Raw genomic sequence first — 12,233 nt, forward strand, 5'->3', positions numbered from 1 at the left:
TGGCTTAGGAAGGCAGCGTGTCATAGCGTGGGCACGATGACACCGTCCGCCACAGCCCGGCCCACGCGCATGCGTTGCGCGTCGGGGCCGGGTTGGCGAAGATAGACCGAAAGATCGGTGATCGTCGCGGCCAGCGGATGGTGGACGAACATCGCCTGTAGCCCCACCGCTTGCTGAGCCAGTGTCAACGCGGTGTCGCCCGCGGCATAGACGGCGCAGCGTGCGGCGCTGACCAGCGGTAGCCGTGCCCCCTCGTCGGCAAACCATGCGTGGGCGGCGGTGCGCACCGCGCCGGCAGCCGCCTCCGCGGCGGCGTGGAGCGCGGCGAGGCGGCCGAGCTGGTGTGGATCATCGGCGCGGTCGACAGCAACCAGATGGTCCCGCACCCAATCGACCAGCGCCGCGATCCCGCCGGCCTGCACCGCCGCGAAGCGCAGCGCGCCGCCGCTGAACCACGGTTCGCGGACGTAGTCGCCGGGTTTGCCGATCAGGTCGCCGGGGTCGAGCGCGGCGTCGCTCCACCGCACGACATGCGTCTCCGATCGCTGCATCCCGACGACGTGCCAGACCTCGCGATCGATCGCGGGGGGCACGCTTTCGAGGTCGAGCAGGATCAATTGCGGTCCGTCCGGGGTCTCGGCCGTGACAAGCGCATGCGAGATCACCCCCGCGCCCGAGGCGAAGCTCTTGCCGCCCGACAAGCGCCCGTCGCTTTCACGAAGCGGTTCGCCGGCAAGTGCCGCGTTCCACACCCCAAGCAACGCACCGGAGCGCCCCGCCGTAGCGAGCCGGCTGCGCTGCGCATCGTCGCCATAGCGATGGACGATCTGGGTCGCATCGACGTGCCCCTCAAGCAACCGAGCCAACGGCAGGTCGATGCGTCCAGCGTCGTACAGGAGGCGAAGGAGCGCCATCAGCGAACCGGTATCGGCAGGATCGCCCGGCGCCGAAACGCGCGCCGCGCGCGTCACCAATTCTTCGCGCAGGTTCATGCCGCCGCCCACCCATGCAACAGAGCTGCAAGTTCTGCCTCCGCCACCGGGAGCGCGACGCTGCGCATGCCGCCCGGCGGGACGGGCACGATGCGCATCGCGAAGGCCTCTCCATTGGGACAGTCGCGCGCCACGCCGATCACGTGATCGCGCGTCAGCGAGAGTGCGGCGGCCACGCCCCACGGTCGTCCCGTGTCAAAGGCGGTGCGTGCGGCCGCATGCAGCCGATATTGCCACGCCGCATCGACAGGATGCGCGACGAACGTCGCGGCCGCATCGCACGTGTCGGCCCAGCGCAGTGCGTTCGCCAGGCCGCCGGGACAGCGCCCCTCTCGCCGGTCGGACGTTTCGACCGTACAGGCCGCGTCGTGCCGGACGCGAAGCCCGGCCCGCGCCGCCGCGTCGAGAAGCGCTGCATCCTCGCCGCTCGCCCGCGGTGTGAACCCGCCGAGCGCGCGATACGCTTCGGAACGGATGCCCATATTGGCGCCGCCGCCATGGTGGTGCGTTTCCGCCGCTTCCCATGGCACCGGGTCCAGATGCCGACGCATCGCGAACAGCGAATCGTAATAGGTCTCGATCCGGTCCTGCAGCGCGCTCGGCCGATCCGCGCGGCGCACGATCCGTCCCGCCACTAGATCGGCAACGCTCAGCGCACGCGTCATCGCGGACACCCAGTCGGGCGCAGGCCGGCTGTCCGCGTCCGTCGTCAAGAGCAATCCGTCCGCGCCGCCCAGTGCCGCCAGCCCCGCCTGCATCGCAAGGTGTCGCGCACGGCCGACGGTCGTGCACCCGGTCGGCGCCGTGATCATTCGCACGCTCGCTGTCGCGCACCCTGTGTAATCACCGATGAGCTCGACACTGTCATCGTCGCACCGATCCAGGAGGAAGCAGACATGCGACGGCCCTGGACGAAGTCGCTCCAGCGCCTCGAACAGACCGGGCAGTTCGGCCGCCTCGTTTCGAGCCGGGATACAGATGGCGACAAGCGTCAGGGCGCGTCCTTTCACGGTGCCGCCGGCTGCGGATCTGGGACGATCTTCGCATGGTGGGACGGGTACGCGCATCAACTGGATCAACCCCGCGGGCGTTTGGGGTAAGGGCAGATTGGCAGCATGAAGACGCCCGGACCTTGCCGAAAGGTCCAAAGCGACGATTATTCGGCCGGTGCCGATGCATCCGGTCTGTCGGGATCGACGCCCCGCTGCCGGTCGAGCGAGCGCATGATCGGCGTGACCGTCAACCCATGCAGCAGCACCGACAGCAGCACCACCAGCCCGACGATCCCCCACAGCCGCGGTGCATCCGCGATCGGCATGTGGTTGATGCCATAAGCGAGATAGTAGATCGAGCCCACGCCGCGGATGCCGAAGAACGCCAGCGTCAGCTTTTCACCCCGTTCCGCAGGGTGCCCGACCAGCGCCAGCCAGCCCGTCACCGGCCGAACGACGAGCAGGATGAAGAGGGCAAAGGTCGCATCCATCCACGTCACGGATGACAGCAGGCCGCTGAATAGCGCGCCGCCGAACAGGATCAGCAGCACCATCATCGCCAGCCGTTCGATCTGTTCGGTGATGGCGTGCATGTCCGCCTGAAACTGGTGCTCGCGGTGCGTATGGCGGAACGTCAGAGCGGTGACGAACACCGCAAGGAAACCATAGACGTGCAGCATCTCCGTCAGGCCGTAGGAGACCAGCGTTGCCGACAGCGCGATCAGCCCGTCCCCGGTTTGCGCCAGCTTGCTCTCGCCGGGCACGTGAAAGGTTAGCCAGCCAAAGGCCCGGCCGACCAGCCAGCCGCCGACGATCCCGCCCAGCACCTCCCACAGCACGCGATAGGTCAGCCATTCGGCGACCCAGGGCTTGTCCGCGGGCAGTGCCACGGCCAGCAGGATCGCCAGATGCACGAACGGAAACGCGGCGCCGTCGTTCAGGCCCGCCTCGGACGTCAGGCCGAAGCGCACTTCGTCCTCGTCACCGGTCTTGGGTGGCCCGACCTGCACATCCGCGGCAAGGACAGGATCCGTGGGCGCGAGGCTGGCCGCAAGCAGCAGCGCCGCTGCCCAGGGGAGACCGAGCGCCCACCCGCCCAGCAGCGTGATCGCAGCGATGCCCAGCGGCATGGTGATCGCCAGCAGCCGCCACGTGATCGACCAGCGCCGCCAGCCGAACACCCGGTCGATCTTCAGCCCCGCACCCATCAGCGCGATGATGACGACGGCCTCGGCAAAGCGCTCGGTGATTTCTGGAAAGCGGATCGGCAACGGCCGCAACGTCACTTGCGGCAACAGGAAGATCGTCGCGCCGATCCCTATGCACACGATCGGTAGCGACAACGGCAGCCGCTTGAGCGCCAGCGGCAGCCACGCGACGAGCGCGATCAGCAGACCGGTGCCGGTCATGATTAGGATATACGGATCGGGGATGAGCGAAATTGACACGGGACCCTAACGGCCGGGCGAGCTGTGTGGCCCCGCTCAATTCCGCTGCGGTCAGTGTACTGACGGGGGATCGGGTCCCTTACCTGTCGAGGTATCTCACCCGTATTCCGGATTAGATTTGGGAGTAGGCCGCCGGTGTCAAAATCTGGTTGTCGATCCCGGTCGTAATCTCCGGATCGGTGAGCCCGGGGGTGGCGATCAGCTTGCGCCAAGCCGGGTCCGCGCCGAACGCGCCCCAGCTTCGTTCGCGCGTCGCGTGGTCGGGAAATGTCAGAAGATAGGTGAGGCTGGGCAACCGGTGCCCCGTCAGGTCCTGTGCGAAGAAGACAGGCGTCAGCCCGTTTCGCCGAAATATCTCGATCTCGCCGCCGGTGTCGAACATGCCAATCTTCGTGGCGCCCGCACGATCGTTGTGACTGAAATAGGTCCTCAGTTCGAAGATTCGGCCCCGACCCACCGGGACTTCAATCTGCGAGAAACGGGGAAAAGCGCGCATCAGTTTGACGTCGAGCGAAGCGTAGGACGGGTCCCGCGGCGACGCGCCCAGGAAGGGTTCGCCAGCCTTTGCGTACGCCGGGTCGCTGGCAAGCTTCTCGGGCAGGGAGGCGAAGTCGGCAATCGTGGGATGAGGAACGAGAACGTGGACGCTCGGGCTACCTTCGCCGATCGCCACGGTGAACACCCCGATGGGGCCGCAGCCGGCGCGGCGGGCCGCCGGGATGAAGGCGTCGCGAAGATAGCCATCAAGACGTGCCCGCATCGGGCCGTTGATCAGACGATAGGTCCGTAGTTCGTAGATCTGGCGGGCTTCGGCTTTGCTACCCGGTTGAGCGTGCGCGGCACCGGTCGCGATTGCGACGCTCCCGCTTGCTGCGCCTGCGATCATCGAACGCCTGTCAATCGGATGGCTCATGATGACTTTCCCCGCGCCGCTATCGGTAGACCGGTGAAGCAATCGTTCCGTTCGCCACCGACGCCAAGCGAAAACTGGCGGGAGGCCGTCGTTACTCGGCCGTCAGGTCGGCCGCGATGGTCGAAGCACTGACCATCTGTCGACCGGCGGTCATGTGTCACGAGCGCCGGGCGGTCCGAACACCGACCAGCCGGTGCGATGGACGAGCATCTCCAGCGCCCGAACCCCGAGGATCGAATTGCCATGCTGGTCGAGGTTCGGTGACCATACCGCGATCGACGCGACCTCTGGCATGACAGCCAGGATTCCCCCGCCGACACCGCTTTTGGCTGGCAGGCCCACGCGAAGCGCGAAATCCCCCGAACCGTCATAGTGGCCGCAGGTCATCATCAGCGCGAGCAGTTTGCGCATCCGCAACGCACGCTCGCGATCCGCCTTCCCCCCGGCCAACCTGGTGCGCGCTAGAAACGCGGCCGCATCCGCGAGCGCGCTGGCGTTCAGCGAAATCGCGCATTGCCGGAAATAGGCTGACATGACCGCATCGGGTTCGGAGCGCAGGTTGCCATGATGCTTCATGAAGCTCAGCATGGCGCGATTGAGGTCGCCGGCCTGTTCCTCGCTTTCCAGGACTTCGTCGTCCAACGCGACCGGCTGCCCCAGTCCCGAGCGACCAGGCCGATCACGGCATCGCGCGCACATTTCGCGTCGATCAGCGCATCCCCTGTGACCAGCGCGCCGGCATTGACGAAGGGATTGCGCGGGATGCCGTCGGTCCGCTCTAGATCGACGATCGAGTTGAACGGATCGCCCGAAGGCTCCCGGCCGACCCGCTTGAAGATATCGTCGCCGATCGCGCGAAGCACGATCTCCAAGGCGAAAACCTTGGCGATGCTTTGCAGCGGAAACGGTGTTGCCGCCGCCCCGCTGCAAAACCGCTCGCCGTTCAGCATCGTGACCGCGATGCCGAAGGGGCCGGGCTTCATCTCGGCTCCTTTGCATCGGCGGCTTCCTCGATCCGCACCGCGTCGGCTTCGATCTCGACCGCGATGTCGGTCAGGATGCTGTCGAGATCGGGCGCCTCGTCCGCGCTCATGCCAGCGTGCGAAGCCCAGGCTCGCGGTCGTAATAGCGCCGTTTTGCCGCGGCAACGAACCGCTTGTCGAGCATGGTGACGCCCTTGTCTGGCTCAACCCCGGCCTTTTCCAGCAGCGGCCTTGCCGCATCGTTTGCGCCAATCGCCTTCAGGTGGCCGAACGCGTCCATCACGAACTGGATGGCCGCCGCCTCCTTCAGCAGCGATCGGCAGCCGTCTTCCGATACGATGATGGCAACCGCGTCGAAGATCTGGCTGGGCATCCCAGCCAGCTGCCCGTCCGCCTTTCGCTTCGACCCGTCGGCAAGCACCGCGCCGCCGACCTTCGGTGCCACGAGCACGGCCTTGCCCTTCTCGGCCTCGATCGCGGCGACGATTGCATCGATCGCCCCGCCATCGCTGCCGTCGGTAAAGAGGATTCCGACGACGCGTCCCTCGAGCGTGTCCTTCATGTTCTTGTGGATCGACAGCGCATCGGATGCGCCCATCTTCACCGGCGCGCGCGCGGGTGCCGCGGCATCCGGGACCTCGATGCCGAGGCCGTCGGCGACCCGCTTCGCCAGATCCTCGTCGACGTTGCGCAGGTTGGCGACCATGCGCGGCGGTACCTGATCCAGCACGCCCACCTTTGACAGCTCGAACACGAAGGAGGAGGCGATGTGCGCCTGCTCGGCCTTGGTCTGCGAATGGTAGAAAAGGCGCGCTTGGCTGTAGTGATCGGCAAACAGCTCGGCGCGGACGCGCAGCTTGTCGCCCTGCTCGTCCGGCCCGGTGAGGGCGTTGGCGGTCGCGAAGCCGCGCTCGGCGCTCTCGCGCGGCCCGCCGTCCTCGCCATGGTCGGCCAGGCTGTTGGGCTCGTAGTTCGCGCGCCCCTTCGGTACCTGCGTCTGCATCTTGCCGTCGCGCTGGAAGTTCCCGAACGGGCACCGCGGCGCGTTGATCGGGATCTGGTGGAAGTTGGTCGTCCCCAGCCGCGAATTCTGCGTGTCGAGATAGCTGAACAGCCGCCCCTGGAGCAGCGGGTCGTTCGAGAAGTCGATGCCGGGCACGATGTTGGTGGGCAGGAACGCCACCTGCTCGGTCTCGGCGAAGAAATTGTCCGGATTGCGGTTGAGTGTCAGCGTGCCGATGATCCGCACAGGCACGTCATCCTCGGGGATCAGCTTGGTCGCGTCGAGCACGTCATAGGGTTGCGCCTCAGCAAACGCCTGGTCGAACACCTGGATGCCGAGGTCCCATTGCGGAAAGGCGCCCGTGTCGATCGCTTCCCACAGGTCGCGGCGGTGATAGTCGTTGTCGGCTGCCTGCAGCTTCAGCGCCTCGTCCCAGATCGTCGACTGCAGGCCGAGCCTGGGCTTCCAGTGGAACTTGACGAAGCTGACCTTCCCCTCGGCATTGACGAGCCTGAACGTGTGAACCCCGAACCCTTCCATCATGCGCAGCGATCGCGGCAGGGTGCGATCGGACATCGCCCACATCAGCATATGGGTGCTCTCGGGCATCAGGCTGGCCCAGTCCCAGAAGGTATCGTGCGCGCTGCCCGCCTGCGGATAGGCGCGGTCCGCCTCCATCTTCACGGCATGGACGAGATCGGGAAACTTGATCGCGTCCTGGATGAAGAACACCGGGATATTGTTGCCGACGAGATCCCAATTGCCCTCGGTCGTGTAGAACTTCACCGCAAACCCGCGCACGTCACGCGGCGTGTCGACTGAACCCGCACCGCCGGCCACGGTCGAGAAGCGGACGAAGACCTCAGTCGTCTCGCCCTTCCTGAAAACCGCGGCCTTCGACAGGTCGCTGATGTCGTCGGTCGCCTCGAACACGCCGTGCGCGCCCGATCCACGCGCGTGGACGATCCGCTCGGGAATGCGCTCGTGGTCGAAGTGGAAGATCTTTTCGCGCAGCACGAAATCCTCGAGCAGCGTCGGGCCACGCGCGCCGGATTTCAGGCTGTTCTGATTGTCGCCGATCGGCATGCCATGGTTCGTGGTCAGGACCCGCGCGTCGCCCTCGGCACGCTGGTGGGTTTCGCCGCCGTCGCCGACGCTCGTGCTGATCTTGGTCATCCGGATTCCTCTTGCGCCTGGGTTTGGCGCTTGAAGACTCAACAAAGGACGCTCCCGAAAGACCCGTTTTGCCAATGATTTAGTTTTGTGCGCTATCCGTAATGGTGAGATGGGACCGAGTCATCGGCATCAGCGCTCGCCTTTGCCAGCCGCCTGATGAGGAATGGGTTCGAAAGCGCCAACGGCATTTATCTCGCCGCCATCAGCGCATTAGGCCTGCAGCGCGCAGAGCATCCTCGATTGCGCCGCCGACCCCACCAGCAGCTTGCTGCAGCGGGGGTGGCGCTTCGCCACGATCGACAGACCCGGTTGCGATGAAGTTCTGCGACGCTGCAGGTTGCGGGTTGGAAGGCCGGGGCTGGTGATCGTGATGTTCGGACTTCCGCGCGAGCAACCCCCAGAAGTCCGCGATGCGGCGTGTCGAGGATATCCCGGCTTCGAGCATATACGGCCCGGCGGTGCCGCAAGCATCGGTGCCCGAGGTGCGGAGCGGCGTGCCATGGCCGAGCCCGGCGATCCGATACGCTTCGATGACCTCGCGCCCATCGGCATCGCGCCACACACGTCTGGCATGACCATCGACCTGCTCCACGGTGCTCGGCTCGCGTGATGCTCCATGGATTGCGCGCCATTGCTCGACGATCAGAGCGGCATTCGCATGGCTCACCGTTGCGTCGCTGTCGCCGTGCCAGACCGATATCGTTGGCCATGGGCCTTCGTGGTGGGATGCCGCGGTTACAAGCGCGCTGAGCGCGCCAGTAGGAGGCCCACCATGCGCCCGCATGCGATCGAACGCCTCCGGCACCGACGCCGCCGTGCCATAGGGAAGGCCGGCAATGATCGCGCCTCCCGCGAACACCTCAGGATAGGTGGCGAGCATCACCGATGTCATCGCGCCGCCCGCCGAAAGTCCGGTGACGAAGATGCGGGTGGGATCGACCGCGTGGTCCGCGAGCATCGCCGCAATCATCTGGCGGATCGACAGCGCTTCCCCGGTGTCTCGCTGCGTGTCGGTCGTATTGAACCAGTTGAAGCAGAGGTTGGCATTGTTGCCGCGCTGCTGCTCTGGATAAAGCAGGGCGAAGCCCTGTTCGTCGGCAAGGCGGGACCAGCCCGAGCCATCGTCGTAGCCGGCAGCCGTTTGCGTGCAGCCGTGCAGGACGACGACCAGCGCGGGAGAAGCTGGCCGCGACGCGGGCATGTAGAAGCGGCCGCGAAGTGCGCCCGGGTTGGACCCGAATGCCTCAAGGTCGGACAGCCGGTCTTCTGCCGAGACGGCAAGCCTTCTGCCCAGAGCGCCGGCTTGGAAATGGGAGAGGCGGCTGATGGTGTCGTTGATGCTTCGCATGCGGCATACTCCCGGCCACGGCGGAAGCCCTGACGCGCGACATCGACTTATTTCGATGCTGCAGTGCACAATATCGGCCCAGCCGTCGGGGATGCAAGGATGCGTGCAGACTAAACACGATCTCGGCGCAGGAATGCGGCCGTCAGGTGCCGACGGGTGGTCCAGCGGCAACGCGCAATCGAAGCCGCAGGGCCATCGCGCGGGTGTCCTCCACGGTCCGGCCAATCGCATCGGCTATGGTTTCGATTTGTAATCCGCCGGCAACACCGCTTCTAAGATCGTCAATGTTGGTTTGAGTCCAGCGCTGATGTTTGTCGGTCATTGGGGCGATACCGCGGTCGTGCCGTTAGCCCCTGAACGCGTCGCAACCTCCCATTTGCATCGGTCGCCCAATCCAGAAGACGTTGCCATTTCGGCAAGCCCGGCGATTACTTCGATCGCACATGGAACCGCAGGCGCGTAGATGAAGCGCCAGCACCAGCGGCATTCGGTAGAGCCCTGGTTGGATGGCGGCGTGTTCCAGGGCAGCGAAAAGCCCTTGCAGCCCTCTGCATCGCGATCGTCGAGGAACATCATCATTGCCATCCTGCTCGCTGTGGCGCGGTACAAAGGCCGAGGGATCAGCTTCAGGATCGCACGAGTGATGTCGTGCCTGCGCGAGAGGGCTACAAGGCACTCCGAGTATTTCTAGTTTCGCAGGCCCCAAGGGTGGCGGATTGAAGCTGCCATCTCCATATACTGCATATCGCGCCGTCTTTTTCGAGCTTGGCCGCGACTGAGAGTGCTTCATGCTCCCGCTCTGACGCGGAGTAGTCGCATTCCCCGATCCCTGACGCCTGTTTGCCATAGTTTCGCGCGGCAATTCCGTCCCGCCGGAAGCCAGAGCGGCGTGATCGATAAGGCGGCGCACCCTTGATCGCTCAAGGCTGCGCTGCCGGCGCTACCGCTTGAAAAGACCTGACCCCTTCCACCGAAAGGCCACGCCATGCAGCCCTCTTCAACCCTCTGCAGCGCTCGAGAGGCCCATCATCAGGCCCTTGCTCGCGCTGCCACGCTCGACAATGTGCGACTGATTGCAAGTGCCGCAGCCGCTGCCTGGGCTAAGGAAGGCGTTGCTGCGGGCTTGCGCGAAGACCGCAAAATGCAAACGCGAGCATTCGCAGAGGCACATGCGGTATGCAATGAGTCGCTATCGATCGGCGACCGCGCATTAAGTGAGAATCCGGATCGCGGCCACGCTCATCAACGCTCATAAATCTTCCGTCGATTCGTCGCGCAAAGAGGTGCGGCTGCAAATCCTGCATGTCACCAGCTATGCCTATCGGGCGCCAGTGGAGTTACTGGCGCACCGTATGATGTTGAGGCCACGCGGATCGAATGCACTTCGCCTGATCTCGGCCGATATAAGCTGCGAACCGGCAGCCGAGATCGAGTGGACGATGGATGTGTTTGGCAACCTTGTTGCCGCCGCATCGTTCCCAAAGCTCGCCAGACGCTTGGTGATTACCAACCGCCTGGTCGTTGAACAGACCGCCGCCATTTGGCCTGTCCTTAAGATTGCTCCGCACGCGCACCGCTATCCGTTCAATTATTCGCTGCAGGAGCGACTCGATCTTGGCGCGCTTCTGGTGCCGGAGCATGCCGATCCGGAGGGCAGGCTTGCGGCGTGGGCGAAGGCGCAGATGCTCGGTGGCGACCCCGATACGCTCTCGCTTCTCCAAGACATGAATGCCGCCGCGCGGATCGGCATCAGCTATGTCGTGCGAGAAGAAGCCGGAACGCAGGCCCCACTGGAGACGCTCGATTTCCGTTCGGGGTCGTGCCGCGATCTTGCGACGTTATTCATCGAAGCGGTCCGGCAACTCGGCTTCGGCGCCCGCGCGGTGTCCGGCTATCTTCTCGATCCGACGATGCTGGACGATCCTGGAAGCTCGTCCGGTCAGCACGGTGCGACACATGCGTGGGCCGAAGTCTATCTCCCCTGTGCCGGCTGGGTAGCGTTTGATCCGACCAATGGCCGCATGGGCGAGGCTCATCTGGTACCGGTCGCGGTCGGGCGAAGCATTGCACAGCTGTGCCCGGTCGACGGCCGATATGTCGGCACAGCGGACATGTTTCTCGGAATGGCGGTGGAGGTCACAATATCGACGGCGGACAATGCCGAACACGACGCGAAGGATCGACGATGACACCCCGATTGCTGATCGCGTATGCCCTGATACTCACCATGACGGCGCTCGCCGCGGGTTTCGGCGCTTACCTCATGTATCACTCGCACGGACGTTCCTATCGTCGCCGCTTGCGCAAGGAACAACGGGCCTATGAGGCTCGCGAGGTTCCGCGAGACCCCTGATGCCGCGCGATACGCGACGTCAGGCTATTCAAAGACCGCCGGAGCGGTGTTCGCATCGCGTTTCGCCTGCGCGAGGGCGTCGCTGAGCTTGGCGTAGCGATAGTCCTGGTAGTGGAATATGTCGGCGGGCACTCGCGTGATCCCGTAACGTGCCATTTCAGCTTCTGCGCCCTCTTGCGCCGGTAACTGATCGTTGCCGGCCTCCTCAAGCGGACTCATGACGCAACCGCGTCGTGCGCCCGCATCGTCGCGAGACTTCCCGCCATCTGACGCAGAACTCGAGCGCGGTGCTCGTAGGTGTTGTGCCGATCGCCAATACGGGCAGCGACGAAATCATTGGAAAAGGCGGCGGTCATGTCAGTAAGTGCCGCCTGCAGGGCATCCGTTTCCGACCCGGCGTCGCGCGTCGCGGCAATCGGCACGGATGGCCGTGTATTCGTCGGCACATTGGTATGATGGATGCCCATAGCATGTCTCCTCAGCAGAGCGGGAGCACGAAGCATCTCTCAGTCGCAGCAAAGCTCATGGCAGGCGCTGCGATACCACTCATATGGGGAGGCGCGGCGAGATTGATAGGGTGTCGCGGCGAGGATGGCGAAGGTAGAGATGTGCCGTCGTCACAGGGGATCCCGGCGGCATTCACCAGGTGAAGTAGGGACACTTAGGGTTCGACGAGCATGAGACCCGGCTGCGGCGAACGCTTGCAAAAGGACCGTGGGGCTGAAGAGGCCTTCCGCCGGGACAGTGCTCGGCAATGCGGTGCAGGAAATTCGACGCCGATAGATTGACACGCGCGTCGCCAGCCCTCGCCCGTGATCGTACGCCCTGGACCTTCGGCGTTGCAGTGAACGCACGCGCGCTTTTAGCATCTAGGGTCAGGACCCATTGATGTGAGGGTCGCGATCTGATTCAGGCTCCGCAAGGAGACCGGAATGAGTGACCTGTTTTGGCTGACGGACGAGCAGATCGAGCGGCTGCGGCCGTTCTTTCCCAAGAGCCACGGCAAGCCTCGTGTGGATGACCGG

At 64.8% G+C, this 12,233-nt stretch carries 13 protein-coding genes and 1 pseudogene; 2 read left to right on the forward strand and 12 right to left on the reverse strand.

Annotation, left to right across the window (positions count from 1 at the left end; genetic code table 11):
- Positions 1-20: 20 nt before the first annotated feature.
- The 10 genes from FHR19_RS15180 to FHR19_RS15220 form a co-directional block, all read right to left on the reverse strand.
- On the reverse strand, positions 21-992 hold the full coding sequence (locus FHR19_RS15180) for an acyl-CoA dehydrogenase family protein (protein WP_184030066.1): 972 nt from the start codon (positions 990-992) through the stop codon (positions 21-23).
- Positions 989-2,059, reverse strand: a complete 1,071-nt coding sequence (locus FHR19_RS15185) for a glycosyltransferase family 2 protein (RefSeq protein WP_246359543.1) — start codon at positions 2,057-2,059, stop codon at positions 989-991. Before FHR19_RS15185 ends, FHR19_RS15180 begins: the two co-directional genes overlap by 4 nt.
- Before the next feature lie 89 nt (positions 2,060-2,148).
- Complete coding sequence (locus tag FHR19_RS15190) at positions 2,149-3,393, reverse strand: cation:proton antiporter (protein ID WP_184030072.1); 1,245 nt, start codon at positions 3,391-3,393, stop codon at positions 2,149-2,151.
- Between the two features lie 151 nt (positions 3,394-3,544).
- Positions 3,545-4,345 (reverse strand): NIPSNAP family protein, encoded by an 801-nt coding sequence (locus FHR19_RS15195; RefSeq protein WP_184030075.1) that lies wholly within the window; start codon positions 4,343-4,345, stop codon positions 3,545-3,547.
- Positions 4,346-4,495: 150 nt separating this feature from the next.
- A complete protein-coding gene (locus FHR19_RS17900; protein ID WP_221228550.1) occupies positions 4,496-4,987 on the reverse strand; it encodes a glutaminase in 492 nt (163 codons plus the stop codon).
- Positions 4,927-5,295 (reverse strand): glutaminase, encoded by a 369-nt coding sequence (locus FHR19_RS17905; RefSeq protein WP_221228551.1) that lies wholly within the window; start codon positions 5,293-5,295, stop codon positions 4,927-4,929. Before FHR19_RS17905 ends, FHR19_RS17900 begins: the two co-directional genes overlap by 61 nt.
- A 139-nt stretch (positions 5,296-5,434) precedes the next feature.
- Positions 5,435-7,507: a catalase gene (locus FHR19_RS15205; RefSeq protein ID WP_184030078.1), complete on the reverse strand. Its 2,073-nt coding sequence runs from the start codon at positions 7,505-7,507 to the stop codon at positions 5,435-5,437.
- Positions 7,508-7,709: 202 nt separating this feature from the next.
- A complete protein-coding gene (locus FHR19_RS15210) occupies positions 7,710-8,855 on the reverse strand; it encodes an extracellular catalytic domain type 1 short-chain-length polyhydroxyalkanoate depolymerase (protein ID WP_184030081.1) in 1,146 nt (381 codons plus the stop codon).
- Positions 8,856-8,997: 142 nt separating this feature from the next.
- A complete protein-coding gene (locus FHR19_RS15215) occupies positions 8,998-9,177 on the reverse strand; it encodes a hypothetical protein (protein WP_184030084.1) in 180 nt (59 codons plus the stop codon).
- Positions 9,174-9,431 carry a hypothetical protein gene (locus FHR19_RS15220; RefSeq protein WP_221228552.1) on the reverse strand — a complete coding sequence of 86 codons (258 nt, stop codon included), beginning with the start codon at positions 9,429-9,431 and terminating at the stop codon, positions 9,174-9,176. Before FHR19_RS15220 ends, FHR19_RS15215 begins: the two co-directional genes overlap by 4 nt.
- A 638-nt stretch (positions 9,432-10,069) precedes the next feature.
- On the opposite strand from FHR19_RS15220, the gene FHR19_RS15225 reads away from it, so the two are divergent.
- Positions 10,070-11,044: a transglutaminase family protein gene (locus FHR19_RS15225; protein ID WP_343053290.1), complete on the forward strand. Its 975-nt coding sequence runs from the start codon at positions 10,070-10,072 to the stop codon at positions 11,042-11,044.
- Positions 11,045-11,232: 188 nt separating this feature from the next.
- Here FHR19_RS15225 and FHR19_RS15230 read toward each other — a convergent pair whose 3' ends face one another.
- Together FHR19_RS15230 and FHR19_RS15235 are read right to left on the reverse strand one after the other, a co-directional pair.
- A complete protein-coding gene (locus FHR19_RS15230; protein ID WP_184030090.1) occupies positions 11,233-11,427 on the reverse strand; it encodes a hypothetical protein in 195 nt (64 codons plus the stop codon).
- A complete protein-coding gene (locus FHR19_RS15235) occupies positions 11,424-11,675 on the reverse strand; it encodes a hypothetical protein (protein ID WP_184030093.1) in 252 nt (83 codons plus the stop codon). Before FHR19_RS15235 ends, FHR19_RS15230 begins: the two co-directional genes overlap by 4 nt.
- 465 nt (positions 11,676-12,140) lie before the next feature.
- On the opposite strand from FHR19_RS15235, the pseudogene FHR19_RS15240 reads away from it, so the two are divergent.
- Positions 12,141-12,233 (forward strand): annotated as a pseudogene (locus FHR19_RS15240) (IS5 family transposase); the annotation flags it as partial.

It is taken from the genome of Sphingomonas yantingensis (genome assembly GCF_014199325.1).
GTDB lineage: Bacteria > Pseudomonadota > Alphaproteobacteria > Sphingomonadales > Sphingomonadaceae > Sphingomonas > Sphingomonas yantingensis.

Coding starts and splice junctions, on each gene's coding strand:
- FHR19_RS15185 (WP_246359543.1), bottom strand. CDS start 2,059: ATGCGCGTACCCGTCCCACCATGCGAAGATCGTCCCAGATCCGCAGCC.
- FHR19_RS15215 (WP_184030084.1), bottom strand. CDS start 9,177: ATGACCGACAAACATCAGCGCTGGACTCAAACCAACATTGACGATCTT.
- FHR19_RS15180 (WP_184030066.1), bottom strand. CDS start 992: ATGAACCTGCGCGAAGAATTGGTGACGCGCGCGGCGCGCGTTTCGGCG.
- FHR19_RS15205 (WP_184030078.1), bottom strand. CDS start 7,507: ATGACCAAGATCAGCACGAGCGTCGGCGACGGCGGCGAAACCCACCAG.
- FHR19_RS15210 (WP_184030081.1), bottom strand. CDS start 8,855: ATGCGAAGCATCAACGACACCATCAGCCGCCTCTCCCATTTCCAAGCC.
- FHR19_RS15190 (WP_184030072.1), bottom strand. CDS start 3,393: ATGACCGGCACCGGTCTGCTGATCGCGCTCGTCGCGTGGCTGCCGCTG.
- FHR19_RS17905 (WP_221228551.1), bottom strand. CDS start 5,295: ATGCTGAACGGCGAGCGGTTTTGCAGCGGGGCGGCGGCAACACCGTTT.
- FHR19_RS15235 (WP_184030093.1), bottom strand. CDS start 11,675: ATGGGCATCCATCATACCAATGTGCCGACGAATACACGGCCATCCGTG.
- FHR19_RS15230 (WP_184030090.1), bottom strand. CDS start 11,427: ATGAGTCCGCTTGAGGAGGCCGGCAACGATCAGTTACCGGCGCAAGAG.
- FHR19_RS15195 (WP_184030075.1), bottom strand. CDS start 4,345: ATGAGCCATCCGATTGACAGGCGTTCGATGATCGCAGGCGCAGCAAGC.
- FHR19_RS15220 (WP_221228552.1), bottom strand. CDS start 9,431: ATGATGTTCCTCGACGATCGCGATGCAGAGGGCTGCAAGGGCTTTTCG.